The 25042-nt window shown below is 72.5% G+C and carries 22 protein-coding genes and 2 tRNA genes; 16 read left to right on the top strand and 8 right to left on the bottom strand.

What is annotated here, in order from left to right; genetic code table 11:
• Positions 1 to 131: 131 nt before the first annotated feature.
• Positions 132 to 914 carry an L-threonylcarbamoyladenylate synthase gene (locus AES38_RS11830; RefSeq protein ID WP_053775151.1) on the bottom strand — a complete coding sequence of 261 codons (783 nt, stop codon included), beginning with the start codon at positions 912 to 914 and terminating at the stop codon, positions 132 to 134.
• A gap of 155 nt (positions 915 to 1069) precedes the next feature.
• Positions 1070 to 1477: a PucR family transcriptional regulator gene (locus AES38_RS11825; RefSeq protein WP_053775150.1), complete on the bottom strand. Its 408-nt coding sequence runs from the start codon at positions 1475 to 1477 to the stop codon at positions 1070 to 1072.
• A 483-nt stretch (positions 1478 to 1960) separates the two neighbouring features.
• Here AES38_RS11825 and AES38_RS11815 point away from each other — a divergent pair, with 483 nt between their 5' ends.
• A complete protein-coding gene (locus AES38_RS11815) occupies positions 1961 to 2491 on the top strand; it encodes a hypothetical protein (RefSeq protein ID WP_244629168.1) in 531 nt (176 codons plus the stop codon).
• 132 nt (positions 2492 to 2623) lie between these two features.
• The gene (locus tag AES38_RS11810) at positions 2624 to 3736 is read left to right on the top strand and encodes a type I restriction endonuclease (protein ID WP_053775147.1); all 1113 of its coding nucleotides are present in this window, start codon (positions 2624 to 2626) and stop codon (positions 3734 to 3736) included.
• A 585-nt stretch (positions 3737 to 4321) separates the two neighbouring features.
• Here the strand turns inward: AES38_RS11810 and AES38_RS11800 are convergent.
• Positions 4322 to 4393 (bottom strand) — tRNA-Arg (locus tag AES38_RS11800).
• A gap of 235 nt (positions 4394 to 4628) precedes the next feature.
• Between AES38_RS11800 and AES38_RS11795 the strand changes: the two genes are divergently transcribed.
• Together AES38_RS11795 and AES38_RS11790 are read left to right on the top strand one after the other, a co-directional pair.
• Positions 4629 to 8354, top strand: coding sequence for a DUF4011 domain-containing protein (locus tag AES38_RS11795; protein ID WP_081001896.1), 3726 nt, complete (start codon positions 4629 to 4631; stop codon positions 8352 to 8354).
• On the top strand, positions 8354 to 8602 hold the full coding sequence (locus AES38_RS11790) for a hypothetical protein (RefSeq protein WP_053775144.1): 249 nt from the start codon (positions 8354 to 8356) through the stop codon (positions 8600 to 8602). Before AES38_RS11795 ends, AES38_RS11790 begins: the two co-directional genes overlap by 1 nt.
• A gap of 40 nt (positions 8603 to 8642) precedes the next feature.
• Here AES38_RS11790 and mscL read toward each other — a convergent pair whose 3' ends face one another.
• Genes mscL through AES38_RS11775 form a run of 3 tightly spaced genes read right to left on the bottom strand, consistent with a single transcriptional unit; the run spans position 8643 to position 10146 of the window.
• Positions 8643 to 9125 (bottom strand): large conductance mechanosensitive channel protein MscL, encoded by a 483-nt coding sequence (gene mscL, locus AES38_RS11785; RefSeq protein ID WP_053775143.1) that lies wholly within the window; start codon positions 9123 to 9125, stop codon positions 8643 to 8645.
• A 28-nt stretch (positions 9126 to 9153) separates the two neighbouring features.
• The gene (locus AES38_RS11780) at positions 9154 to 9564 is read right to left on the bottom strand and encodes an FmdB family zinc ribbon protein (RefSeq protein ID WP_053775142.1); all 411 of its coding nucleotides are present in this window, start codon (positions 9562 to 9564) and stop codon (positions 9154 to 9156) included.
• A 6-nt stretch (positions 9565 to 9570) separates the two neighbouring features.
• Positions 9571 to 10146 carry a 5-formyltetrahydrofolate cyclo-ligase gene (locus tag AES38_RS11775; RefSeq protein WP_053775141.1) on the bottom strand — a complete coding sequence of 192 codons (576 nt, stop codon included), beginning with the start codon at positions 10144 to 10146 and terminating at the stop codon, positions 9571 to 9573.
• 40 nt (positions 10147 to 10186) lie between these two features.
• Between AES38_RS11775 and galU the strand changes: the two genes are divergently transcribed.
• From galU to AES38_RS11740, 7 genes are all read left to right on the top strand, one after another.
• Positions 10187 to 11083, top strand: a complete 897-nt coding sequence (gene galU, locus AES38_RS11770; RefSeq protein WP_012039135.1) for a UTP--glucose-1-phosphate uridylyltransferase GalU — start codon at positions 10187 to 10189, stop codon at positions 11081 to 11083.
• Positions 11084 to 11140: 57 nt separating this feature from the next.
• Positions 11141 to 11809: a GNAT family N-acetyltransferase gene (locus AES38_RS11765; RefSeq protein WP_053775140.1), complete on the top strand. Its 669-nt coding sequence runs from the start codon at positions 11141 to 11143 to the stop codon at positions 11807 to 11809.
• 86 nt (positions 11810 to 11895) lie between these two features.
• Entirely contained in the window at positions 11896 to 12861 is a 966-nt protein-coding gene (locus tag AES38_RS11760; protein WP_053775139.1) for a hypothetical protein, read from the top strand.
• Positions 12862 to 12929: 68 nt separating this feature from the next.
• Positions 12930 to 13002, top strand: a tRNA-Ala gene (locus tag AES38_RS11755).
• Positions 13003 to 13112: 110 nt separating this feature from the next.
• The gene (locus tag AES38_RS11750) at positions 13113 to 14711 is read left to right on the top strand and encodes a cellulase family glycosylhydrolase (protein WP_053775138.1); all 1599 of its coding nucleotides are present in this window, start codon (positions 13113 to 13115) and stop codon (positions 14709 to 14711) included.
• Between the two features lie 75 nt (positions 14712 to 14786).
• Entirely contained in the window at positions 14787 to 16406 is a 1620-nt protein-coding gene (locus AES38_RS11745) for a DUF7059 domain-containing protein (RefSeq protein ID WP_053775137.1), read from the top strand.
• Positions 16407 to 16415: 9 nt separating this feature from the next.
• The gene (locus AES38_RS11740; RefSeq protein WP_072174642.1) at positions 16416 to 16811 is read left to right on the top strand and encodes a DUF3054 domain-containing protein; all 396 of its coding nucleotides are present in this window, start codon (positions 16416 to 16418) and stop codon (positions 16809 to 16811) included.
• A gap of 16 nt (positions 16812 to 16827) precedes the next feature.
• On the opposite strand, the gene AES38_RS11735 is transcribed toward AES38_RS11740, so the two are convergent.
• Positions 16828 to 17250, bottom strand: a complete 423-nt coding sequence (locus AES38_RS11735) for a hypothetical protein (RefSeq protein ID WP_053775136.1) — start codon at positions 17248 to 17250, stop codon at positions 16828 to 16830.
• A 118-nt stretch (positions 17251 to 17368) separates the two neighbouring features.
• Here AES38_RS11735 and AES38_RS11730 point away from each other — a divergent pair, with 118 nt between their 5' ends.
• From AES38_RS11730 to arfA, 5 genes are all read left to right on the top strand, one after another.
• A complete protein-coding gene (locus AES38_RS11730; protein WP_053775135.1) occupies positions 17369 to 18370 on the top strand; it encodes a LacI family DNA-binding transcriptional regulator in 1002 nt (333 codons plus the stop codon).
• 102 nt (positions 18371 to 18472) lie between these two features.
• Positions 18473 to 19822 carry an extracellular solute-binding protein gene (locus AES38_RS11725; protein WP_053775134.1) on the top strand — a complete coding sequence of 450 codons (1350 nt, stop codon included), beginning with the start codon at positions 18473 to 18475 and terminating at the stop codon, positions 19820 to 19822.
• Between the two features lie 169 nt (positions 19823 to 19991).
• Positions 19992 to 20828, top strand: a complete 837-nt coding sequence (locus AES38_RS11720) for a carbohydrate ABC transporter permease (RefSeq protein ID WP_157883536.1) — start codon at positions 19992 to 19994, stop codon at positions 20826 to 20828.
• The gene (locus AES38_RS11715; protein WP_053775132.1) at positions 20825 to 21745 is read left to right on the top strand and encodes a carbohydrate ABC transporter permease; all 921 of its coding nucleotides are present in this window, start codon (positions 20825 to 20827) and stop codon (positions 21743 to 21745) included. Before AES38_RS11720 ends, AES38_RS11715 begins: the two co-directional genes overlap by 4 nt.
• Positions 21746 to 21824: 79 nt before the next feature.
• A complete protein-coding gene (gene arfA, locus AES38_RS11710; RefSeq protein WP_053775131.1) occupies positions 21825 to 23363 on the top strand; it encodes an arabinosylfuranosidase ArfA in 1539 nt (512 codons plus the stop codon).
• A 63-nt stretch (positions 23364 to 23426) separates the two neighbouring features.
• Here the strand turns inward: arfA and AES38_RS11705 are convergent, their stop codons facing one another.
• Positions 23427 to 24989 carry a S1C family serine protease gene (locus AES38_RS11705; RefSeq protein ID WP_244629167.1) on the bottom strand — a complete coding sequence of 521 codons (1563 nt, stop codon included), beginning with the start codon at positions 24987 to 24989 and terminating at the stop codon, positions 23427 to 23429.
• Between the last annotated feature and the right edge of the window lie 53 nt (positions 24990 to 25042).

Here is a 25042-nt window from a genome sequence, read left to right as displayed (position 1 = left end):
GGCGCGTGAATGCCCGGTAATTCCCCCGTATGTGGAAACAAGGCGCGGCGTGCGGGATCCGCCGCCGGATGCACGAGAGGGCCCGCGGAGCGATGCTCCGCGGGCCCTCCCCGGCCGATGCGCCGGACGGATCAGTAGTACTGGCCGTGGCGGTAGTCCCACGACGGGAAGGACCGCGCGAGCGCCGACATGATGGAGTCGACCGCGAGGCCGCGGCGGATGAGCGTGGGGCTCGGGGTGACCGATCGCTCGCCGCGCTGCTCGGGGACGAGCCCGCCGGACGCGTCGACCATGGAGACCATGACGCCCTGCTCGTGCCGGCTCGTCTCGTCGAGGCCCGGCTGGATGGAGGCGACGTAGTCGTCGGCCGCCACGATGACGTCGGCCTGCTGCTCGATGCGCTCGCCGATGCCCTCGACGCGGCCGCGGTTGCCCTGGCCGGAGGGGTTCGCGGAGCTCGCGAACGCGAGGCGCCCGTTCGCCCACAGGTGCTCGGCGAGCTGCTCGGCGGGGCGGCCGAAGCGGATCACGAAGCAGCTCGTGCCTCGGCGGTCCAGGGCGAGCTGCGCCGCGGTCTCGTCGGGGAGGAGGTGCTTCGCGTCCTCGCGCCACGGGAGGATGCAGCCGAGCAGCACGTCGGCGTCCCAGTGCTCCTGGTAGAAGGCGAGGATCTCGTCGTTCAGCACCGCGAGCTGCGTCAGCTGCTCGATGCTCGTGCAGAGCACCACGCCCGGCTTGTCGCGGTTGCGCTGCTTCGCGTCGAACTTGCGCTCGAGGCCGGCGCCGTCCGTGGTCATGAGGATGTAGCCGACCTTGGTGGCGGCGACGACGAGGCCGCCGGGCGCCTCGATCGCGGCGGCGGCGCGCGGGTCGAGCGTTCCGTCCCAGGGGATCGTGCGGGTGGTGTCGGTCATGGGGGCAGGCCTCTCGTGCGAGTCGGATCGGAACCGCCGCGGCGCACCTGCGTCGGGCCGGGGTGCGTCGGGCCGCGCGTGCGGCGATCAGGCGGTGTGGACGACGGTAGGCGCGGCGGCTGGGCGGGGCGGGCGAGCGTCCACAGGAGGGCGGCCTAGCCCTCCGCCGCCAGCACCGTCCGGCAGGCGAGGTGCAGGGCCAGGCGGGTCTCGGCGTCCGCGAGGTCGACCTGGAGGATGCGCTGCACGCGCTGGATCCGCTCCGCCACCGTGTTGCGGTGCACCGCGAGGATCGACGCCGTCTCGGCGACCGACGACTCGGCGTCGAGGTAGGTCGCGAGGGTGGCGAGGAGGTCGCCCGCGGTCTGCCGCCGCAGCGGCGCGAGCAGCTCGAGCGCGGCCGGCTGGAAGGTGTCCGTCCGGGTCCAGGCGAGGAGCAGCTGCGCGAGGCCCAGGCGGTCGACGTGGAGGAAGCGGCCGGACTGCGGTCGGGAGGCGGCGAGGCGCGCGGCGTCGGCGGCCTCCGTGAGGGAGCGGGCGATGCCCGCCGGGCCGTGGTGCACGCGTCCGACGCCGACCGCGCTCGGCAGATCGTCGTCTCAGCGCTGCTGGGCCCGGCGGACCGCGCGGGCCGCCTCCTGGGCCGTGGGCACGCCCAGAAGGCATGCCAGAACGACATGCTGAATCCGAGCGTGGCGGCGACGACGAAGGCGCTCAGCGCGGACAGCTGGCCGACGCGCTGGGTCGCGATCGGGAACCAGTGGTAGCGCGCCTCCTGCGGGACCCGCGCGAGCGCGTAGTCGTCGGGTGCGGTGGATGCCATGGGGAGTCTCCTCGGGTGTGGCGACGGGTTGCCACAGAGTAGGGATCCGTCCGAGGAGGGCGCCATGTGCAGAGTGCCCCGTCGGGGGAGGTGAGCGGTGCAGGGCGCTGGGGGAGAGCGCGCGCGTGTCCGCTCCCCGCCTGCGAGCATCGGGATCCTCATGGACGACGTGCGACCGCGCAACCCCGACTCGTGGGAGCCGCCTGGCCTGTGGGCACCCCTGATGGGACATCTCGTCCTCGGGCTGGTCAAGGCGCCGGTCGTGCTGGTGCTCCTGTGGCTCGCGACCCTCCTTCCCGCCGTCCCGTCCCGGGGAGCGGCCGACCTGGTGGCGCTCGTGGCCGTGGCCGTCGGCATCGGCGCGCTGATCGAGGTCCTGGTCGAGGATCCCTTCGCCCGGCGCCGGAAGCTCTCGTCGCCGGGCGGCTGGGACTTCGCGCTCGTGCCCCCGCTGGTCGCGCTGGTCGGGGTGGTGGCACTGGGCTGGATCATGACCGGATCGCTCCTGATGGGCACGGCGGTGGGAGCCGCATGGGGGCTGGCGTCCGCGGTCGGGATCGCCATCGGCCGCCCGTGGGAGCCGGGCATGACGCAGGACGAGTTCGACCGGAAGTACGCCGAGCTGAAGGACATGACCCGCGAGACCTTCGCGCCCGACGTGGAGGAGATCCGCCGGCGTGCGGCGGAACGGAGCATGCAGAAGTACCGCGACGCGATCGAGCGGAAGCGGCGGGAGGCGGGAGGGGAGGAGTAGCGGAGGCTGGCCGCGGGCTTCAGATCCGGTCCTGTCCCACCGCCCGCTGCGGCCCGAAATGGGGGCACGCGTATCTCCATGAGCACGCATCGACGTCCGTATCGTCGGGATCACCGAGACGAGGGAGTCCCCGTGGAATTCGCCGAACGACTGGCCGCCCTGGCCCTGAAGGTCCGCAACCAGCGCGAGGCCATCCAGACGGAGGAGGCGACGAAGAACGCGTTCATCATGCCGTTCATCTCCACGATCCTCGGGTACGACGTGTTCAACCCCCTCGAGGTGGTCCCCGAGTTCACGGCGGACCTCGGCCTCAAGAAGGGCGAGAAGATCGACTACGCGATCATGCGCGACGGCGAGGTGCAGATCCTCATCGAGTGCAAGAAGTCGACGGAGCCGCTCAAGATCGAGCACGCCTCGCAGCTGTTCCGCTACTTCGCCGTGACGAACGCGCGCATCGCGGTGCTCACCAACGGCGAGACCTATCACTTCTACACGGACCTCGACGCGCCGAACCGCATGGACGAGAAGCCCTTCCTGGTGCTCGACCTCGCCGACATCGACGAGACCCTGCTGCCCGAGCTGATGAAGCTCACCAAGGACGTGTTCGACCTCGACTCGATCATCAGCGCCGCCGGCGAGCTCAAGTACGTCGGTGCGCTGAAGCGCGCGATCGCCGCGGAGTTCCGCGAGCCGAGCACGGAATGGGTGAAGCTCCTCACCCGTCGCGTGTACGACGGTTCGTTCACGGAGAAGGTGCGCGAGCAGTTCACGACGCTCGTCGGCAAGGCGTCGAAGCAGTACCTGAACGAGCAGGTGAACGACCGGCTGAAGACCGCGCTCGGCGCGCCCGCGTTCCCCTCGGCGCCCGCCGCGCCGTCGGCCGACGCGATCACCAGTGAGGAGGTCGTGGAGGCCGACCTCGACCGCGACACGGAGATCGAGACCACGCTCGAGGAGCTCGAGGGCTACCAGATCGTCAAGGCCATCGCCTGCAGCGAGGTGAAGCCGCAGCGCGTGGTGCACCGCGACGCGAAGTCGTATCTGGCGATCCTCCTCGACGACAACAACCGCAAGCCCATCGCGCGCCTGCACTTCAACGGCAAGAAGCAGAAGTACCTCGGCCTCTTCGACGCGCACAAGGTCGAGACGCGGCACCCGATCGGCTCGCTCGACGAGATCTACGCGCACGCGGACGCGATCCGCGAGGCGATACGCGTCCACGCGGGGGAGCCCGTCGGCGCATGACACGACGCGCGGAGGGGAGCTAGGGCATCGAGGGCGCCTGGGACGCTCCTCGTCGCCGTGGCCGTCGCCGTCACCGCGGCGGCGGCCTCTCTCGCGACCGTGATCGGCTTCGTGCACACGGTCGCCGAGGCGCGACGGAGCAGGCGAGCCGTGCTCGCCGCGGTGCACGCGGATCCGACGACGGGGGAGGTGGCGGCCGCTCGTGATGCGATGGGCGCCTTCCGCCATTCCCAGGACGATGGCACGTCCCGGGGCCGTGTCCGCGACGCGTGCCTACTTCGTGATCCTCTGGGCCCTCGAGCGGGCGGACACCACGCTCTCCTGCCATTCGCGGTCCCACCGGCGGCGGGCGTCCAGCTTCATCGGATGGAACCTCGACGAGCTCACGCGGAACGTGGTCTGGTTCCGAGGAGAGCACGGCCCGCGCCTCGGGCTCCATGATGCGGAGTCGTGGACGCGATTCCGTCACGCGCTCGTGTCGGACACCGTCTCCGCATCGGGGGGCCGGGCGACGAGGTCGATTCGGGGCTAGCCGCGCCACGTGCGTCGGGGATGCGGGTCGTCGCGATCACGCGATCATGAGGGTGCCCCTGGAGGGACTCGAACCCCCAACCCTTTCCTTAGGACGGAACTGCTCTTCCATTGAGCTACAGAGGCTGACCGGCCCATGGTAGCGGAGGGGAGCCCGGCCGGCCGCGGCCCGATCGCGCGGCGACGCGAGCGGGGGCGGCTGTCCGCCGAGCCCCCCGGATCCACCCCCGCGCCGCCCCGCCTGCCGGTTTCCCCACCCGCCGCGTCGTACTGTTGCCGGGTGTGGCGTGCCAATGAACGATCCGACGACGACGACGACCTGCTCTCCGGGTTCGCCGCCGAGCCTCTTGAGGACCCCCACGTGAATGCTTCCCACAACAGCACCAGCCCCCACGACCTCCGCGTCGGCGACGTGCAGCTCGGGAGCGGCAACGTGGCCGAGCCCCGCTGGCGCGAGTGGCGCGAGCAGCTGGCCGGCATCGGCGGCACCTCTCCTCTCCTCCACTTCGTGGACGCACCGGGCTCCCGCATCGAGCTGAGCACCACGCACCCGGGCGGCCTCGCGCAGTTCATCACGGGCAAGACGACGCTGCTGTCGTCCCTCATCCGCGACGAGCTCGCGCTCCGCAGCGCCCGCAAGGCCGCGAACCGCATCACCCAGAAGGGCATCGAGCTGGTCTCGGCCCGCGGCATCGAGTCGATCCACCTGGCCATCGGCCTCGCGGAGTGGCGCTTCGCCGACGAGCAGTTCCGCGCGCCCGTGCTGCTGCGCCCGCTCGCGATCCGCCGCCACGGCAGCGACTACGAGGTGCGCCTCAAGGGCCAGCCGTTCCTCAACCCGGCGCTCGCGCGCGCCCTCGAGGAGCAGTTCCAGATCACGCTCGACGCCGAGTCGTTCGTCGCGCTCGCCGTGCAGAACGGCGCGTTCAAGCCGCAGCCCGTCATCGACCGCCTCCGCGGCCTCACCTCGCACCTGCCCGCGTTCGCCGTGCAGCCGCGCCTCGTCGTCTCCTCCTTCGCGGAGGTGGGCCGGGCGCTCGCCGAGGATGCCGAGCACCTCGAGCACCTCGTCATCGACGCCATCGCCGGCAACCCCACCGCCAAGTGGGGCGTGGGCGAGGCGTACGCGCCCGTGGATCCGATCCCGCAGGACCAGCGCCCGCCCGTCACCGACACCCTGCTGCTCGACGCGGACCCCGAGCAGGAGTACGTCATCGCGCAGATCAACGCGGGCAACTCGCTCGTGGTGACCACGCTGCCCGGCACCGGTGGCACGCAGACCATCGTCAACTCCATCGGCTGCCTCGTCGCGCAGAACAAGCGCGTGCTCGTGGTGAGCCCCCGCGCCTCCTCGCTCAAGGGCATCGGCCAGCGCCTCGCCGACGTGGGCCTGCCGGGCCTCGCGGTCGCGCCGAAGTCGCTGAAGCGCGACGTCGTGCAGTCCATCGTCCGCAACGAGAAGGCGAAGCCGGCCCAGACCGCGGAGGTCGACGACGCGCTCGTCCGCCTCCGTCACGTGCTGCTCGACTACCGCTTCGCGCTCGGCCGTCCCGACAGGGACCTCGGCGTCTCGGTGCTCGACGCGCTCGGCGAGCTCTCCCGCCTCGCCCTCCTGCCCGATCCGCCGGCGACCACCGCGCGCCTCACGCGCGACGCCGTGAAGGCCATCGCGCACGACCGTGCCAGCGCCGCCGCCTCCCTCGTCAAGGCCGCGAGCCTCGGCGAGTTCCGCTACGGCCCGGGCGACTCGCCCTGGTACGGCGCCACGTTCTCCACGAGCGCCGCCGCGACGCACGCGCACGACCTCGCGAAGTCGCTGTCCGCCGACGGCCTGCCGCGCCTCCTCGAGCGCGCGGACGAGCTGATCGGCCAGACGCGCATGCGCGCCTACCGGTCGATCGACGAGCTCGGCGTGTACCTCCGCCTCCTCCTCGACGTGCGCGAGACGCTCGACAAGTTCCAGCCGGTGGTGTTCGACCGGTCGCTCAGCGAGATCATCGCGGCCACCGGCTCCCGCCGCGACGCCCCGGAGATGACGAGCATCACGCGCCGTCGCCTCCGCAAGCTCGCGCGCGAGTACGTGCGCCCGGGCGTCCACATCTCCGACATGCACGAGAGCCTCAAGGCCATCCAGAAGCAGCGGATCCTGTGGCAGCGCTACGTGGCGGTCGGCTCGACCCCCGAGGTCCCGCGCGGGATCTCCGACGTGCACGTGCGCTACCAGGAGGTCGCCGCCGACCTCAAGGTGCTCGACGAGCCGCTGAGCATGCTCACGCGTCCGACGCCGCTCGCCGAGCTGCCCGTCGACGAGCTGCGCGAGAAGGTCGCCCAGCTCGCCGAGGACAGCGAGGTGCTGCAGAACCTCCAGGAGCGCACCTCCCTGCTGGCGGAGCTGCGCCGGCTCGACCTGGATCCGCTGCTCCGCGACCTCTCCGACCGGCACGTGCCGCAGGAGTCCGTCGCCGCCGAGCTCGAGCTCGCGTGGTGGCAGTCGGTGCTCGAGCAGATGCTCGCGGGCGACAAGGCGCTCCTCAACGCGAACACGAGCGTGCTCGACCGCCTGGAGTCCGACTTCCGCCTCGTCGACGAGGCGCACGCCACGGCCAGCGCCGGCCTGCTCGCGTGGCAGCTCGCGGAGACGTGGAAGATCGGCGTGGTCGACTGGCCCGAGGAGGCGCACCACCTGCGCCAGCTGCTCGGCGGATCCGCCCCCGTCGACGCCGGGGCCCTCCACCACTCCGCGCCCCACCTCTCGCGCACCATCGCGCCGGTGTGGCTCGCCTCGCCGTACGAGGTCCCCGCGATCACCGACGAGATGCCGTTCGACGCCGTCTTCCTCGTGGACGCCGGCGCGATGACGCTCGCGGAGGCCCTCGGCGGCATCCGACGCGGCAAGCAGACCGTCGTCTTCGGGGATCCCGTCACGCAGACGCCGTCGCCGTTCACCATCGCGGTGGTCCCGCAGTCGGAGCGCTCGACGCCCCAGCTCGCGGACGACGACTCCACGCTCGAGGAGCGCCACGCCGACTCCGCGCTCGCGCGCCTCGGCGAGCTGCTGCCCACCCTCTCCCTCACGCGCAGCTACCGCGCGGGCGGCGAGGACCTGGCCGAGCTCGTCAACCGCCGCTTCTACGGCGGCCGGATCCAGTCCCTCCCGTGGGCGGGCACGTTCCTCGGCCACGGCAGCCTGTCGCTCGACTTCGTCGCCGACGGCCACGGCATGCCCGACGAGGACACCGGCGCCGTCGAGAGCGTCGACGCCGAGGTGATCCGCGTGGTGGAGCTCGTCCTCGACCACGCGAGCCACCGCCCGCGCGAGTCCCTCATGGTCATCACCGCGAGCGCCCGTCACGCCGTGCGGGTGCAGCAGGCCGTGCTCCACGCGGCCGCCAAGCGCAGCGACGTCACCGAGTTCTTCATCGGCGACCGCGCCGAGCCGTTCATGGTGGCGACCCTCGAGCAGTGCGTCGCGCAGAGCCGCGACCGGGTGATCTTCTCGGTCGGCTACGGCCGCACCCCGCACGGCCGCGTGCTGTCGAACTTCGGCGCCCTCGCGGCGCCCGGCGGGGAGCGCCTGCTCGCCGTCGCCATGACGCGCGCCCGTCGCTCGATGGTGGTCGTCTCCTGCTTCCAGCCCTCCGACATCGACCAGGACCGGATGAAGCACGGCATCGTCGCGCTCGCCCAGATCCTCTCCGAGGCGGAGGCCCGCTTCAAGGAGGACCCGATCCCGGACGACGGCGACGCCATGCTCGTCGACCTCGCCCGCCGCCTCGAGGGCCTCGGCCTCGCGCCCGCCCTCGGGCACCGCGACAAGCTCGGCCTCGTGGCGTCCTACGGCGGCCGGGCCATCGCGATCGAGACGGACCCGGTCGTCAACCAGACGAGCCTCCGCGAGTCCCTGCGCCTCCGCCCGGAGATGCTCAAGCGCCTCGGCTGGCACTACCTCCGCGTGCACTCCTTCGAGCTGTTCGCGGATCCGGACGCCGTCGCCCGCCGCATCGCCACCGCCCTCGGCGCGATCTCGGACGCGCACCCCGTGACCGCGCCCGTGCAGGTGCAGGCCGGCGCGCACCGGGCGGACTGATGCCGGAGCGCGACGCGACGGACGCCGACTCGGCGGCCGACGCTGCGGGGGAAGGCCGCCCGGCCCGCCGGTCGCGGCGTGCGTCGACGGCTCCCGTCCCCGGATCCGACCCCACGCCGCAGGCCGCCGCCCGCGCGCCCGCGGTGCGCGCCGCCGAGGACGCCCCGCAGGGCTGGGGCGACGCGCCCGCCGCCTCCGACGCGAACGACGACCGCCTCCGGCTCGACCGCCCGCCCCACTGGGGCTGACGGGTCGACGCCGGAGGCGGTCGGGTCGTGCGGATCCGCGCTAGGCGGGCTTCCCGGGCTCGGCCACGTGCTGGCCGGAGGACGACGGGATCGTGTGCGCGCCCTCGGGCGACGGACGCCCGGCGAGCAGGTCGCGGATCTCGATGAGCAGCTCCGCCTCGGTCGGCGGCACGTCCTTCGGCGTCGCGTCCTCCTCGGCCTTCTGCTTCGCGAACGCGACCTTCTTGAGGTGGTTCACCGGGAGCACGAGCGCGAAGTACACGACCGCGGCCACGATGAGGAAGTTGATGATCGCGGCGAGGACGGCGCCGAACAGGAGCGTCGAGGTCGCCCCGGACGCTGTCGGGATCTCGACCTTGAACGCGTCGTTGAGCGTCGAGGCGTTGAACAGCGCCGCGATCAGCGGGTTGAAGACCGACGTGACGATCGCCGTCACGATCGCGGTGAACGCGGCGCCGATCACGACGGCCACGGCCAGGTCGATCACGTTGCCGCGGAGGATGAACTCCTTGAAGCCCTTCACGGGTGCTCCTGTCTGGCGGGCCGTCCGATCAGGTGGACGGCGAGGACGAGCCGGAGCCCGAGGACGCGGGACCGGACGGGGTGCTGGGGGTCACGGTACCGGAGCCCTGCCCGATCGTCCCGGATCCGGACGATCCGGACGAGTCCGACGATCCGGAGGACGAAGACGAGGACGACGAGGAGTCGGAGGACGAGGACGAGTCGCCCGACTTCGCCGACGACGACCCGGACGAGGAGGACCGCGACCGCTTGGCCGCGTCCTCGGTGCGTGAGTCGTTCCGGTAGAAGCCGCTGCCGGTGAAGCTCACGCCGACCGCGGCGAAGAGCTTGCGGAGCTTGCCGCCGCAGACGGGGCACTCGGTGAGGGAGTCGTCGGTGAACGCCTGGACGATGTCGAAGGCGTTGCCGCACACCGTGCAGCGGTAGGAGTACGTGGGCATGGGTCCCTAGAAGGAGTGGATGAGGGTCGGGGTCACGATGCCGTCGACCGGCATGTCGTGCTTCTCCCGCGGGAGCTCGTCGACGAACTCGGCGTCGAACACCACAGCGTAGACCGGGGGGCAGGCCTCCATCGATCCGAGGGTCTTGTCGAAGTAGCCGCGACCCCAGCCCATGCGCATCCCGCCCTGGTCGACCGCGGCGGCCGGCACGAGGATCAGGTCGACGTCGTTGATGGCGATGGGCCCGAGCAGCTCGCCGACCGGCTCGGGCAGCCCGAACAGGCCCTCGGTCTCGGTGCCGTCGCTCACGACCCAGTCGAGCAGGCCGTCGTTCCGGGACACCGGCAGGAGCACCTGGCGGCCGTCCGCGTGCAGCCACTGCAGGAACGGACGCGTGGTCGGCTCGTCGACGGTGGAGAGGTAGCAGGCCACCCGGCGGGCGTCGTGGTTCGCCACGAGCTCCGTCAGCCGGCTGGTGAGCCCGTGGGCCGACTCGTCGCGCTCGGTCGACGTCATCTGGCGACGACGCTCCCGCAGCTGGGCGCGCAGGGCCCTCTTCTCAGTGGGGACATCGCTCGGCATGGGTCGAGTCTAGGTAGCTTTTATGGCTACGCTCGATCGCATGGTCACCCACATCACGAAGGCCGTCATCCCCGCCGCGGGACTCGGAACACGATTCCTGCCCGCGACGAAGGCGATGCCGAAGGAGATGCTGCCGGTCGTCGACCGCCCGGCCATCCAGTACGTCGTGGAGGAGGCCGTGGGCGCGGGACTGCACGACGTCCTCATGATCACGGGCCGCAACAAGACCGCCCTCGAGAACCACTTCGACCGCAACGCCGAGCTCGAGGCCACCCTCCAGCTCAAGGGCGACGACGCCAAGCTCCGCAAGGTCAACGAGTCCACCGACCTCGCCGACATGCACTACGTCCGGCAGGGCGACCCCAAGGGCCTCGGCCACGCGGTGCTCCGCGCCGAGATGCACGTGGGCCGCGAGCCGTTCGCCGTGCTCCTCGGCGACGACATCATCGACAAGCGCGACGTGCTCCTCTCCCGCATGATCGAGGTCCAGCTCCAGCGCGGCTGCTCCGTCGTCGCGCTTCTCGAGGTGGACCCCTCGCAGACGCACCTCTACGGCGTCGCCACGGTCGAGGAGACGGACGACGACGACGTCGTGCGCATCACCGGCATGGTCGAGAAGCCCGCCGCGGGCACCGCGCCCTCCAACCTCGCGATCATCGGCCGCTACGTCCTGCGCCCCGAGGTCTTCGACGTGCTGCACAAGACGGAGCCCGGCAAGGGCGGCGAGATCCAGCTCACCGACGCGCTCGAGAAGATGGCCGCCGCGCCCGAGTGGACCGGCGGCGTCTACGGCGTCGTCTTCCGCGGACGCCGCTACGACACGGGCGACCGGCTCGACTACCTGAAGGCCATCGTCCAGCTCGGCGTCGACCACGAGGACCTCGGCGAGGGCCTGCGCGAGTGGCTGCCCGAGTTCGTCAAGACGCTCGAGCGCTGATCCGGATCCGCGGCGCGGTGCGCGGTCGCGCCACCGCGGCCGCGGAGGCCTAGGCTCATGGACGTGCCGCAGACCGTACCCACCATGCGGGACGGGCGCATCTCCGTCCGGCCCATCCGGCTCCGCGACTCGCGGGCCCTCGAGCGCTCGCTGCTCGACAACCGCTCGTGGCTCCGCAAGTGGGAGGCCACCAGCCCCTACGCGCCGATGGCGTTCGACACCCGCGCGAGCATCCGGTCGCTGCAGGCCAACGCCCGCGCCGGCCTCGGCGTGCCGCTGGTCATCGACTACGACGACGAGTTCGCCGGCCAGCTCAACGTCTCGTCCATCGCCTACGGCTCGCTCTCGAGCGCGACCATCGGCTACTGGGTGGGCCAGGAGTTCGCGGGTCGCAGCGTGACGCCCACGGCCGTCGCCCTCGCGACGGACTACTGCTTCACGACCCTCGGGCTGCACCGGATGGAGATCTGCATCCGGCCGGAGAACGCGCCCAGCCTCCGCGTCGTGCAGAAGCTCGGCTTCCGGTACGAGGGGCTCCGCCGTCGCTACATCCACATCAACGGCGACTGGCGCGACCACTTCTGCTTCGGCCTCGTGGTCGAGGAGCTCTCCACCAGCGTGCTCGCGCGCTGGAAGGAGGGCGGCGTGGATCCCGAGTGGTCGCGCGTCCCGGACGCCGACGTCGAGGCGGCCGCGTCGCCGCTCGCCGTGCAGCGCCGGATCTGACCGACCACCTGCGGATGCGCCGGTCCGGCCATGGACACGCGGCGCGCTTCCCGCGCCGCACCCGTCGGACCTCCTAGCCTCGGGACATGCAATCCGGCGGCATCATCATCGCGCTCTCCGCGGTGCTCTGGCTCGCCTACCTCCTGCCCACGTGGCTGCACCGGCGCCAGTACATGGCGACCGAGCGCAACGCCGTGCGCCTCCAGCAGACCCTGCGGATCCTGGCCGAGACGGCCGAGGTCCCCGACGCGGTGCGCGCCGAGACCAACGCCCGCAGCGTCGTCGAGCAGCAGCGCGCCCTCCGCCGGGCCGCCGAAGAAGCCGAAGCCGCCGCGCGAGCGCGAGATGCCGCCGCCCAGCGCGCCCTACCGAAAGTGGCCCCCGTGTCCGCAACGTCGCCCTCCGCCGCCACGCGCCTCCGCCGCACCCGGCTGACCGCCACCGTCGTCCTCGCGCTCGCCCTCGTGGGCGTGATCGCCGGGATCACGCAGGTCGCCGCCGCCGGTGCGTGGACCCTGCTCGTGATCTCCTCGCTCGCCACGATGGGCTCGCTCGCGCTCCTGCAGCGCATGTCGCAGATCGCCGCGGCCCGCCGCCACCAGGCGCCCGAGGCCCGGCCGCGCCCCCAGACCGGCTTCACCGACTTCCACGAGTCCGCCGAGCAGCCCGCCGCGCCCGTCGCCCCGCGCGAGGAGGGCGAGTCGTGGACGCCCGTGCCCGTGCCGAAGCCGCTCTACCTCTCCCGGTCGCAGGCGCCCGGGCCGCGTCCCGGCGCCGGCAGTCCGCCGCGCACGCCGCTGTCGCCCGTCGAGGAGATGCGCCGCGCCGCCGCCGCGTCCGAGGAGACGCTCCACCGTGCGCACCTCGAGCCCGAGGTCGCGCGCCTGGCCGCCGAGGAGGAGGCCGCGCCGGCCGCATCCGCCGCCCCGGTCGCGCCCGCCGCGCGCGCCACTCCGGTCAGCCGCTTCTCGCGCATGGGCATCGTCGACGACGCGGAGCCCGGCATGGGCGACCTCGACGAGGTGCTGCGCCGTCGCCGGGCGGTCGGCTGACCGGATCCCCGTCCGGACCTCGCGGTCCGGAGGACTCCCCGCGACGTGGTAGTCTCGTGGAGTCATCAGGGCCTATGGCGCAGTTGGTAGCGCGCCTCGTTCGCATCGAGGAGGTCAGGAGTTCGAATCTCCTTAGGTCCACAAGAACCCCGCTTCGGCGGGGTTTTTGCTTGTGCGGGCTACCTCCTGTTCACGCTCACGTCCTGTGAGGGGTCATCGCCCGGATCCTCCGATGCTCCTAGTCTTCCGCCATGAAGACACGAAGAGGCCTCACCTCCGCACTGCTCGGATTGCTCCTCCCGGTCGCCATCGCGACGGCGGGAGCGTCAGCTGCCTCGGCCTCCGCAGCTGATCCGGGCTCCACGTCGGCTCGCACCGCCGCGACGACGACCGCCGCGTCCACCGCCTCCGGATGGCTCCACACGGACGGCGGGAAGATCGTCGACTCCTCGGGTTCCCCGTACACGATCCGCGGCGCCGCGTGGTTCGGGCTCGAGTCGTCGGGCTGCGTCCTCCACGGGCTCGACAAGATCACGCTCGACAGCGGCATGAAGCACCTGCACGACATGGGCTTCACCACGGTGCGCCTGCCGTACGCGAACGAGTGCCTCCACGCCTCGAGCACCGCCGACTGGCTGAACGCGAACCCGGACCTCCGGGGCCTCTCGCCGCTGCAGCTCATGGACCGCGTCATCGCCTCCGCGAAGGACAACGGCCTCAACGTGTTCCTCGACCAGCACCGCCCCACCGTGAGCGGGCAGTCCGAGCTCTGGTACTCGTCGGACCTCCCCGAGTCGCAGTGGATCTCCGACTGGAAGATGCTCGCCGACCGCTACGAGGACGACCCGACGGTCATCGGCGTCGACCTGCACAACGAGCCGCACGGCACGGCGTCGTGGGGCACCGGGGATCCGTCCACCGACTGGCGGCTCGCCGCCGAGCGCGGCGGCGACGCGGTGCTGTCCGTGAACCCGAAGCTGCTCGTCATCGTCGAGGGGACCGACAAGGAGCCCGACGGCTCCGGCACGTGGTGGGGCGGGGCGCTGGGCGCCGCGGGTGAGAAGCCCGTCGAGCTCACCGTGCCGGACCGCGTCGTCTACTCCCCGCACGACTACCCCGCGAGCATCTACGGGCAGTCGTGGTTCAGCTCGCCCGACTACCCGCGCAACCTCCCGGGCGTCTGGGACGCCGCCTGGGGCTACCTCGCGAAGAAGGACCTCGCCCCCGTGCTGCTCGGCGAGTTCGGCACCAAGCTCGAGACCACCAGCGACAAGCAGTGGCTGTCGACCCTGGTGTCGTACCTGCAGACCACGGGTATCAGCTCGTCGTTCTGGGCCTTCAACCCCGACAGCGGCGACACCGGCGGGCTCGTGCAGAGCGACTGGGTCACGCCGGAGCAGGCGAAGCTCGACGCGATGGCGCCGATCCTGCACCCGAGCCCGTCGTCCGGCTCGGGCTCGGGTTCCGGTTCCGGCTCCGGATCGGGATCGGGCTCCGGATCGGGATCGGGCTCCGGTTCGCAGCCGCAGCCCCAGCCGCAGCCGTCCACGAAGGGCGCCGTGACGGCGACCTGGCAGCCCGGCGGATCCTGGTCGTCCGGCTACGTGGCCGACCTCGACGTCACCGCGGAGTCCGCGGTCGCCGGATGGACCGTGTCGTGGGCGAGCCCCGGCACGACCTCCGTGGGGAACAGCTGGGGCATGCGCTGCGGCGTCGCCTCCGGCACCGTGACCTGCACGGGCGCCGACTGGGCCGGTGCGCTGTCGGCCGGCCAGACCGTGCACGTCGGCCTGCAGGCGGCGGGCGGGCCGGCCCCGTCCTCCCCGCAGCTCACCGTGACGAGCCGCTGACCCCTCCCGCATCCACGGCGCCGGTCGCCGGGCTCCCGCCCGGCGGCCGGCGCCTCCGCTCGTTAAGATCGACCAGTGCCCCGCCCCGCGATCCCGTCCGTGACCATCGCGACCCCGGAGGTGCGCGCCCTCCGCGCCGACCTCGAGGCGGCGCCCTTCACGCTCGCGTCGGCGCTCGACGTCTGGGGCGACGCGGCCGGGCAGGCGCTGCACCGCGGCGACCGGATCCCCGCGCGCCGTGCCGTCGCCGACGCGCGCACCGCGGACGGCCTCCCCGCATCCGCCGCCCTCGCGGCCCTCTTCGTGCTCGGCGACCCCGTCGACGTGGCCGACCTGACGGCCGCGCTGCCGTCGCTCGGCCTCGACGGCGCCGTCCGCCTCGGGCTGGTCGAGCTCGACGGCGACCGCGTGCGCCCGGCCGTCGACCTCCGCCCGTACGGCTTCATCGACGCGCACGGCGTCGGGGAGTGGTGGATCGCCTCCGACCTCGGCGAGCTCGCCACCGGCGGCGCGCTCGACGAGGACCACGTGCTCGGCGTCGGCGGCGCGTCCGCCACCCTCAGCGGCCTCATGATCTCCACCCCCGTCGCCACTGCGCTCGACCTGGGGACCGGCTGCGGGATCCAGGCGCTGCACGCCTCCCGCCACGCCGACCGCGTGGTCGCCACCGACATCTCCGCGCGCGCCCTGGCGTTCGCCGCGCTCAACGCCGCGCTCAACGGGATCACGACCATCGAGCTCCGCCTCGGCAGCCTGTTCGAGCCGGTCGCGGGGGAGCGCTTCGACCACATCGTCTCCAACCCGCCCTTCGTCATCACCCCGCGGGCCGAGGGCGTGCCCGCCTACGAGTACCGCGACGCCGGGCTGGTGGGCGACGCTCTCGTGGAGGGCGTCGTCGCGGACCTCGTCGACCACCTGACGCCGGGCGGCGTCGCGCAGCTCCTCGGCAACTGGGAGCACCGCGCGGGGGAGCCCGGCCTCGAGCGTGTCGCGGGCTGGCTCGACCGGGCCGCGGAGCGCACGGGATCCGGCCTCGACGCCTGGGTCGTCGAGCGCGAGGTGCAGGACGCGGCGCTCTACGCCGAGACGTGGATCCGCGACGGCGGCACCCGTGCCGGCACCCCCGAGTCGGAGGCCCTCGTCGAGGCCTGGCTCGACGACTTCGCCGCGCGCGGGGTGGACGCCGTCGGCTTCGGCTACCTCACCCTGCGCCGCCCGTCCGCGGGCGGGCCCGCGCTCCGCCGCCTCGAGCGGCTGCACGGCGGCCTCGGCCACAACCCGACCGGGCTCGGCGACCACCTGGCCGCGTCGCTCGCCGCGCACGACGCGCTCGCGACCCTCGACGACGACGCCCTCGCCGCGACGGCGCTGGTCGTGGCGGGCGACGTCACGGAGGAGCGGCACTACTGGCCGGGCGCCGAGGATCCGACGGTCATGACGCTGCGCCAGGGCGCCGGCTTCGGCCGCGAGGTCCCGCTCGACACGGGGCTCGCGGCGCTCGTCGGGGCGTGCGACGGCGAGCTGGCCGTCGGCGCGATCGTCGACGCGGTGGCCCAGCTGACCGCGGTCGACGCGGCCGCCCTGCGCGCCGAGCTCCTCCCGAGGATCCGCGCGCTCGTCGCCGACGGGTTCCTGCTCCTGCCGTCCGCGGCGGACGGGGACGCGCCCGCCGATCGCCCAGGACGCGACGCCTAGGATCGCGGGGTGACCCGCCGACCCGCCCGCCCCGCCGCCCGCCCCGAGATCGTCCGCGCCGCAGTGCTCGACGCCGCGCTCGTCGTCGTCTTCGTCCTCATCGGGCGCGCGAGCCACGGCGAGGACCTCGCGCCGTCGGGTGTGCTCGGCATCGCGTGGCCGTTCCTCGCGGGCGGCCTCGTCGGCTGGATCGTCGCCCGGGCCTGGCGCAGCCCGTCGCGCGTCGTGCCCGTGGGCCTCATCGTGTGGGGCGTCACGGTGGTCGTCGGGATGGTGCTCCGCGCGCTCAGCGGCGAGGGCGTGGTGATCCCGTTCGTCATCACGACCGCGATCATCCTGGGGATCCTGATGCTCGGCTGGCGCGCGATCTCCGCGCTCGTCGTCCGTCGGCGCGCGCGAGCCTGAGCCCTTCGGCGGCGGACTACGCGTCCGCTGCCTCCATCACCGCGATGAGCGCCTTCGCGTAGGCCTCCTCGGCCTCGAGGTCCCGGTGCTCGACCTCCTCGCCGTCGATCACGACGAGCACCACGTGCGCGCCGTCCTCGGCCCCGCCGATCTCGCGCCGCAGCGACCGGAACGCGCCGCCGAGCAGCGCCCGCAGCTGGTCCTCGCGCGGCAGCCACAGGCTGTCCTCGAGCGCGACGGAGTCGAGCGCCCACTCGGTCGTGCCGTTGAAGCCGAGCACGGTGCCGGTCGCGTGCTCGTGCGCCTCGATGGTGAGCTCGCTGATGGTGAAGACGTCCGACTCGAAGCCCTGGCCCCGGATCCGGAACCGGTCGCCGGGCTCGAGGCTCCACTCGAGGCCGAGCTCCAGGAGGGTCGTGGCGTGCGCGGTGGAGATCATGCGTGCAGTGTGCCCGGCGCTCCCGGGCATCGCCTCGGCAGGTGAGGGAATGCGTGTGCATTAGATTCGGGGACACCGCCCGCGGCATGTCCCGCCGACGGCCGGCTCGGGGAGGACCATGCGCGCGACAGTGAAGGACGTCGCCGCGCGCGCCGGCGTCTCCCCGAAGACGGTGTCCAACGTGATCACCGGCCGCGTCACCGTGAGCCCCGCCACCCGCGAGCGCGTCGAGCGGGCCGTCGCCGAGCTCGACTACGTGCCCAACCTCTCGGCGCGCGGTCTCCGCAACGGCCGCACGGGCGTGATCGCCGTCGCCCTGCCCGACCTCGGCACGGCCTACTCGGCCGAGCTCGCGCACCACCTCGTGGAGGTCGCCCACGAGGCCGGCTACAGCATCCAGATGGAGGAGACCGGATCGCGCCCCGACCGCGAGCGCGACCTCATGTCGCGGGCGCGCGAGCACCTCGTCGACGGACTGATCCTCAACCCCGTCCTGCTGTCGCAGAGCGCGATCGTGCGCGCCGAGTCGCTGCCGCCGGTCGTGGTCATCGGCGAGGTGGAGCAGGAGATCGCCGACCGGGTGGGCGTCGACAGCGTCGAGGCCGCCTACGACATGACGCGCTTCCTCCTCGGCACGGGCGCCCGCCGCATCGCCGCGGTCGGCACGGCCACGCGCGAGGAGTCCGCCGCCGGCGACCTCCGCCGCATCGGCTACCGGCGCGCGATGGAGGAGGCGGGCGAGGCGCCCATCGAGATCGACCGGACGGGGTGGAACAGCGCCTCGGGCGCCGAGGCCGTCGACGCCTGGCTGGCCGACGGCAACCCCGTGCCCGACGCGCTGTTCTGCTTCACCGACGGCCTCGCGTTCGGCGTGCTGCGCGCGCTCGCCGACCACGGCGTCCGCGTTCCCGAGGACGTGCAGGTCGCGGGTTTCGACGACGTGGACCAGGCCCGCTTCTCGATCCCGACGCTCACCACCGTCCACTTCGACCTCCGCGCCTACGCCGAGGCGGCCGTGGGGCAGCTCGTGCGGCGGATCGAGGAGCGCGAGGGGCCGCCCGTGCAGCTGGTGATCCCGCACCGCATCGTCGTCCGGGGCAGCACGCGCGCTCCCGCCTGACCCGCGACGGCCCCTCCGCGAACGTCGGCGAGATCCTCCGCACGAAACGTTGCGCTCGCATTACAACGATGTAATGATCATCGCATCACGAAGGAGTGGTCAATGGAACCTGTCAAGGGAAAGGCCGGGGGACGTCCCTCGGCATGGTCGAGGCGCCAGGTCCTCATGGGCGGCGCGGCTGCCCTGGGCGGCGCGTTCCTCGTCGGGGGTCTCTCCGGCTGCGCGCCCCGGGCGGCGGCGGCCGGCGGCATCGTCGACCTGAAGTACTGGCACCTGCTGTCCGGCGGCGACGGCATCCGGATGACGGAGATGGTCAAGGAGGCGGAGGAGACGGGCGACGGGTTCGACGTCACCGCCACCGTCCTCGCCTGGGGCCAGCCGTACTACACGAAGCTCGCCATGGCGTCGGTCGGCGGGCGGGCTCCCGACGTCGCCGTCATGCACGCGGCGCGCGTCCCGGGCTTCGCGCCCGGCGGCCTGCTCGACCCGTGGGACCTCGACGAGCTCGCCGGGCTCGGCATCGCGCAGGACGACTTCGAGCCGCGCGTCTGGGACAAGGGCGTCGTCGACGGCAAGCTCTACTCGATCGCGCTCGACAGCCACCCGTTCGTGATGATGTACAACACGGACGTCGCGGGCCAGGCCGGGCTCCTCGGCGACGACGGCCAGCTCGCGCCGATCGACTCGCCGGAGCAGTTCGCCGACGCGATGCGGGCGATGCAGCAGGTCACCGGGGTGCATGGCCTCAGCTACGGCTACCTCGGCGATGGCACGCAGATGTGGCGCCTGTTCTACACGCTCTACAAGCAGATGGGCGGCGACATGGAGCTGCCCACGGGCGGCCAGGTCGTCTACGACCGCGAGAAGGCGCTGACGGCCCTCGAGTTCATCCGCACGCTCCTCGACGGCACCATCGCCACACCGAGCGGCGACGCCGGCACGTCCATCGCCGAGTTCGCCGGCGGCAAGAGCGGCGCGATCTTCACCGGGGTGTGGGAGCTGCCCACGTTCCAGAAGGCCGAGCTGCCCTTCGACGCCATGCCGATCCCGACGCTGTACGGCACGCCCGCGTCCTTCGCCGACTCGCACGCGTTCGTGCTGCCCCACCAGAGCTCGCCGGATCCCGAGAAGCGCCGGAAGAGCTACGAGTTCGTGGCCGACCTCCTGAAGAACTCGCTGCAGTGGGCGGGAGCCGGGCACATCCCCGCGTACAAGCCGATCATCGAGAGCCCCGAGTACGCGGAGCTGCTGCCGCAGGCGCACTACGCGAACGCGGCCGCGCAGATCGAGTACGACCCGGTCGCCTACTTCACCGGATCCGGCTCGGACTTCCAGACGTACTTCGCCGAGAACATGCAGAACGTCTTCCTCGGGCGCCAGGACGCGGAGGCCGGCCTCGACGCGTTCATCGCGCAGATCGACGCGCTGCTCGCCAAGCCCAACCCCCTGTAGCGGCGGCCGCCCGCGGGCGGCACCGCACCCTCTTCCCAGCGAAACGACGAAGGAGTCCACTCGTGACGACAGCAGCACCACCCACCCCGGTCGCGCCCGCGGCCGGGTCCCCGGCCCGCGGCCCGCCGTGGGACGCCCGCGGGCACGCGCCAAGGAGCAGGCCCAGGGCATGCTCTTCATCGCCCCGTTCCTCATCACCTTCCTGGTGTTCCTGGTCTGGCCGGTGCTCTACGGCTTCTACCAGAGCCTCACCGGGCAGAGCCTCACGGGCGCCAACGGCCAGCTCATCGGGTTCGCCAACTACGTCGAGGCGTTCGGCGACAGCCAGATGTGGCGCTCGCTCGGCAACACCGTGGTGTTCACGATCGCGAGCACCGTCCCGCTGCTCGTCGTGGGCCTCGTGCTCGCGCTCCTCGTGAACCTCGGCCTCCCCGGCCAGTGGCTCTGGCGGCTGGCGTTCTTCCTGCCGTTCCTGCTCGCATCCACCGTCGTCTCGCTGTTCTGGCTCTGGATGTACAACCCGCAGCTCGGCGTCGTGAACGCGATCGCCGGCGCCGTCGGCCTCCCGCAGCCCGCGTGGCTGCAGGACTCGAACCTGGCCATGACGAGCGTCGTGATCACCACGGTGTGGTGGACGGTCGGCTTCAACTTCCTCATCTACCTCGCGGCGCTGCAGAACATCCCCGACCAGCAGTACGAGGCGGCGGCCCTCGACGGCGCCGGCAGGTGGCGGCAGCTGTTCTCCATCACGATCCCGCAGCTCGCCCCGACGACCGCGCTCCTCGCGATCCTGCAGGTGCTCGCGTCGCTCAAGGTGTTCGACCAGATCTACCAGATGACCGCGGGCGGCCCCGGAGGATCGACCCGGCCGGTCGTGCAGTACGTCTTCGAGACCGGGTTCACCGGCTTCCGCTTCGGCTACTCGGCCGCCATCTCGTACATCTTCTTCGCGCTGATCGTGGTCATCTCGGTCATCCAGATCACGGCCACCCGGAGGAAGTCATGACCACCGCCACCCGTCCCGCCTTCTCCTCCGGCACGCTCGCCCGGAAGCCCGCGACCAGCGTCGCCGCCCGCCAGGGACGCACGGGCACGCCGAGGTTCCAGCCGTCGCGCATCGCCGCGCTCGTGATCCTCATCGTCCTCGCGGCCGCGTGGCTGCTGCCGTTCCTCTGGGCGGTGCTCACGTCCTTCAAGTCGGAGACCGACGCCGCGGCGTTCCCGGTGACCGTCTTCCCGGCGGGCGGGTTCACGCTCGACGCCTACGCCTCCGTGCTCAACGGCGGCACGATCCCGCTGTGGACGTGGAACAGCCTGCTCACCAGCACGGTGATCACGGTCGTGGCGGTCGTGTTCTCGGCGCTCGCCGGATACGCGCTCAGCCGCATCGACTTCCGCGGCCGGAAGCTGCTGATGGGGGCGATCGTGGCGTCGATCATCATCCCGCCGCAGATCCTCATCGTCCCGCTCTTCCACCAGATGCTGGCGTTTGACCTGGTGGACACCCTCTGGGCCGTGATCCTGCCGCAGATCGTGCAGCCCGCGATGGTCTTCATCCTGAAGGCGTTCTTCGACCAGATCCCCGTCGAGCTCGAGGACGCGGCGCGCGTCGACGGCGCCGGGCGCGTGCGCGTGTTCCTGCAGATCGTGATGCCGCTGTCCCGCCCCATCCTCTCGGCGGTCGCGATCTTCGTCTTCATCGGCGCCTGGAACAACTTCCTCTGGCCCTTCATCGCCACGAACGACTCCTCGCTCATGACCCTGCCGGTCGGGCTGCAGACGGTGAAGAACGCCTACGGGATCCAGTACGCGCAGAACATGGCCTCGGCCGTGCTCGCCGCGCTGCCGCTGATCCTGGTGTTCCTCTTCTTCCAGCGCCAGATCATCAAGGGCATCTCGACCACCGGGTTCGGCGGCCAGTGATCCGCCCCGCAGCCCCGACCGACCGACCCACCCCGCCCGGGACGCACGCGCCCGGGCCCGACGTCCAGGAGGACGCCCCATGACCCGTGCCCGCATCACCATCGACCGCGACTTCACCATCGGCGACGTGCCGCGCCGGCTCTTCGGCTCGTTCGTCGAGCACATGGGCCGGTGCGTCTACACCGGCATCTACGAGCCCGGCCACCCCACCGCGACGCCCGAGGGCTACCGGCAGGACGTGCTCGACCTGACGAAGGAGCTCGGCGCCACGGTCGTCCGCTACCCCGGCGGCAACTTCGTCTCCGGCTACGACTGGGAGGACGGCGTCGGCCCCGTCGAGGACCGGCCCCGCCGCCTCGACGGCGCCTGGCACACCGTCGAGACCAACGCGTTCGGCCTGCACGAGTTCATGGGCTGGTCGAAGGCCGCGGGCGTCGAGGTCATGGAGGCCATCAACCTCGGCACGCGCGGCGTCGACGCGGCGCGCGCGCTCGTCGAGTACGCGAACCACCCCGGCGGATCGAGGTACTCCGACATGCGCCGTGCCAACGGCGCCGAGGAGCCCTTCGACATCAAGCTCTGGTGCCTCGGCAACGAGATGGACGGGCCGTGGCAGATCGGGCACAAGACGGCCGACGAGTACGGCCGCCTCGCCCAGGAGGCCGGGAAGGCCATGCGGCTGGTGGATCCGAGCATCGAGCTGGTCGCGTGCGGCAGCTCCAACTCGGGCATGCCCACGTTCGGGCAGTGGGAGCAGACCGTGCTCGGCCACACCTACGACGTCGTCGACTACGTCTCGCTGCACGCCTACTACCAGGAGCACGAGGGCGACGTGCGGAGCTTCCTGGCGAGCGCCGTCGACATGGACTTCTTCATCGAGTCGGTGGTCGCGACGGCGGACGCGACCGGCGCGCGCCTGAAGAACCGGAAGCGGATCGACCTCTCGTTCGACGAGTGGAACGTCTGGTACCAGCGCGGGCTCGACGGCGAGGACCAGCCGCACCGCATCGAGAAGGCGGGCTGGCGCGAGCACCCGCGGGTCATCGAGGACGAGTACAGCGTGACCGACGCGGTCGTGGTCGGCACGCTCCTCAACTCGCTGCTGCGGCACGGCGACCGGGTGAAGATCGCCAACCAGGCGCAGCTCGTGAACGTGATCGCGCCGATCCGCAGCGAGGAGGGCGGCCCGGCCTGGCGCCAGTCGATCTTCTGGCCGTTCGCGCGCATGGCGCAGCTCGCGACGGGCCGCATCCTGCGGATCGAGGTGGACAGCGACCGCTACGACAACGACCGCTTCGGCACCGCCGACGTGGTGGACGTCAGCGCGACCTGGGACGACGAGGCGGGCACGGTGTCCCTCTTCCTCGCCAACCGCGGGCTCGAGGAGGAGGCCGCGACCGAGGTGGCGCTCCGCGGGCTCGACGCCGGGCGGATCCTGCGGGCCGAGGTCCTGCGGGTCCCCGAGGGCGGCGACCGCTTCTCGAGCAACACGCTCGAGTCGGGCGAACAGGTCGGCCTCGTGCCGCTCGAGGGGGTGCACGCCGAGGGCGGGCGCCTCACGCTCACGCTCCCGGCGCTGTCCTGGGCGGTCGTGGTGCTGGACGTGACCCGCAGCTGACGCGCGCACGACGACGGCCCGCCCTGCGCGATGCAGGGCGGGCCGTCGTCGTGGGGGAGCGGATCAGCTGACGGGGCCCTCGGTGAGGGTCACGGTGCCGGTCCTCTTAGCGCCGGCCGCGGTGGTCCAGCCGAGCTCCACCGACTCGCCCGGCTTGTGGCCGGAGATGGCGGCGCTGAGCTCGGACCCCGACGCGACGGCCTTGCCGTCGACCGAGGTCACGACGTCGCCCTGCGTGAGGCCGGCCTTCGCCGCGCCGGACCCGTCGACCACGCCCTGGACGGGCGCACCGGCGACGGAGCCCGCGCCGTTCGCGAGCAGCACGCCGAGGAAGGCGGGGTAGCCGATCTTCACGGTGCCGGACTCGACGCCGCTCTCGATCTGCTTCGCGATGCCCATGGCCTTGTCGATCGGGATCGCGAAGCCCGCGACCTGGGCCGACCCGGAGGAGGCGGCCGTGTCGATGCCGACGACCTCGTTCTCGGCGTCCACCAGGGGCCCGCCGGAGTCGCCGGAGACGATGGGCGCGTCCGTCTGGATGAGGTCGGTGAGCGTCTCGCCCGCGGCCGTGCCCTCGGCCTGGGTGGTGATGGTCTGGCCGAGCGCGGTGACCTGGCCGGTCGCCGCGGTGAGCGTGCCCGTGCCGCCGGCGTTGCCGACGCCCGTGACGGCCTCGCCGACCTGCGCGCCGTCGGTGTCGAGCTTCGCCGGCGTGAGGCCGGACGCGCCCTCGAGCTTCAGCACGGCGACGTCGTTCGTGGCGTCGGTGCCGACGACCTTGCCGACGTAGGCCTTGCCCGTCGACTCGACCGTGACGCGGATGCTCGTCGCACCGCTGACGACGTGGTTGTTGGTGAGGATCGTGCCGTCGGACGACAGGATGATGCCCGTGCCCGCCCCGGCCGCGTTCTCGTAGGTGAGGGCCGAGTCGATGGTGACGACGCCCGACATCTGCGCCTCCGAGGCCTCGGGTGAGGTGACCGACGTGCCCGTGCCGGACTGCCTGCCGGAACCGGATCCGGTTCCCGCGCCGTCGCCGCGTCCCTGCCCGGGCAGCGTCCCCTGGCCGCGTCCGAAGCCCTGGCCCGGCGTGAACGAGCCCGGGTCCTGGATCCGCGTGTCGCCGGCGGAGGACGACGAGCGCCCGAGGTCGGCCATGAAGCCCACCGCCGTGCCGCTGCCGAAGGAGAGGAGGAGGGCGAGGGCGGACGCGCCCGCGATGAGGCCGGTGCGGAGGCCGCGGCGCATGCGCTTCGGCGGGACGGGGTTCCCCGCCGCGTCGACAGGGAGGGGGCGGCCGAAGGCGTCGGTCGCCGGGGCGGGCCACGGGGACCCGGCGGGAGCGCCGTGACCGACCGACGGCGATGCGGTGGCGTAGGCGGCCGTCGGGGCCGCGGGTCCGCCGACGGCGGGACCGGTCGGGGCGGCCCAGGCCGCGGGCGCGGCGGGAGGCACGGCGGCGGTGGGGGTCGCGTCGGCGGGCGTCGCGCTGGCGGCGGCGGGCGTCGCGTCAGTGGGAGCGGCGGCGGGCGTCGCGTCGGCGGACGGTGCGGGGGTGGTCGTGCCGGCGTCGCCGGCCGGGGCCTCGTCCGGGCGTCCGGTCGGCTCCTGCGGTGTCTCGTTCATGACGGTCCTTCGTGTCTCGGGTGGCCCGGTGGGGGCGATGGGAAGATCACACC

Origin of the sequence: Clavibacter capsici (assembly GCF_001280205.1) — a bacterium.
Taxonomy (GTDB): Bacteria; Actinomycetota; Actinomycetes; order Actinomycetales; family Microbacteriaceae; genus Clavibacter; species Clavibacter capsici.
This window is presented reverse-complemented; position numbering and strand designations above follow the sequence as displayed.

Bases quoted from the DNA above. Each gene is read 5' to 3' on its own strand.
- AES38_RS11830 (WP_053775151.1), bottom strand. From the start codon at position 914: ATGACCGACACCACCCGCACGATCCCCTGGGACGGAACGCTCGACCCG.
- AES38_RS11815 (WP_244629168.1), top strand. From the start codon at position 1,961: ATGGGACATCTCGTCCTCGGGCTGGTCAAGGCGCCGGTCGTGCTGGTG.
- AES38_RS11790 (WP_053775144.1), top strand. From the start codon at position 8,354: ATGCCGGAGCGCGACGCGACGGACGCCGACTCGGCGGCCGACGCTGCG.
- AES38_RS11780 (WP_053775142.1), bottom strand. From the start codon at position 9,564: ATGCCCACGTACTCCTACCGCTGCACGGTGTGCGGCAACGCCTTCGAC.
- AES38_RS11775 (WP_053775141.1), bottom strand. From the start codon at position 10,146: ATGCCGAGCGATGTCCCCACTGAGAAGAGGGCCCTGCGCGCCCAGCTG.
- galU (WP_012039135.1), top strand. From the start codon at position 10,187: ATGGTCACCCACATCACGAAGGCCGTCATCCCCGCCGCGGGACTCGGA.
- AES38_RS11765 (WP_053775140.1), top strand. From the start codon at position 11,141: ATGGACGTGCCGCAGACCGTACCCACCATGCGGGACGGGCGCATCTCC.
- AES38_RS11760 (WP_053775139.1), top strand. From the start codon at position 11,896: ATGCAATCCGGCGGCATCATCATCGCGCTCTCCGCGGTGCTCTGGCTC.
- AES38_RS11750 (WP_053775138.1), top strand. From the start codon at position 13,113: ATGAAGACACGAAGAGGCCTCACCTCCGCACTGCTCGGATTGCTCCTC.
- AES38_RS11735 (WP_053775136.1), bottom strand. From the start codon at position 17,250: ATGATCTCCACCGCGCACGCCACGACCCTCCTGGAGCTCGGCCTCGAG.
- AES38_RS11730 (WP_053775135.1), top strand. From the start codon at position 17,369: ATGCGCGCGACAGTGAAGGACGTCGCCGCGCGCGCCGGCGTCTCCCCG.
- AES38_RS11725 (WP_053775134.1), top strand. From the start codon at position 18,473: ATGGAACCTGTCAAGGGAAAGGCCGGGGGACGTCCCTCGGCATGGTCG.
- AES38_RS11720 (WP_157883536.1), top strand. From the start codon at position 19,992: ATGCTCTTCATCGCCCCGTTCCTCATCACCTTCCTGGTGTTCCTGGTC.
- AES38_RS11715 (WP_053775132.1), top strand. From the start codon at position 20,825: ATGACCACCGCCACCCGTCCCGCCTTCTCCTCCGGCACGCTCGCCCGG.
- arfA (WP_053775131.1), top strand. From the start codon at position 21,825: ATGACCCGTGCCCGCATCACCATCGACCGCGACTTCACCATCGGCGAC.
- AES38_RS11705 (WP_244629167.1), bottom strand. From the start codon at position 24,989: ATGAACGAGACACCGCAGGAGCCGACCGGACGCCCGGACGAGGCCCCG.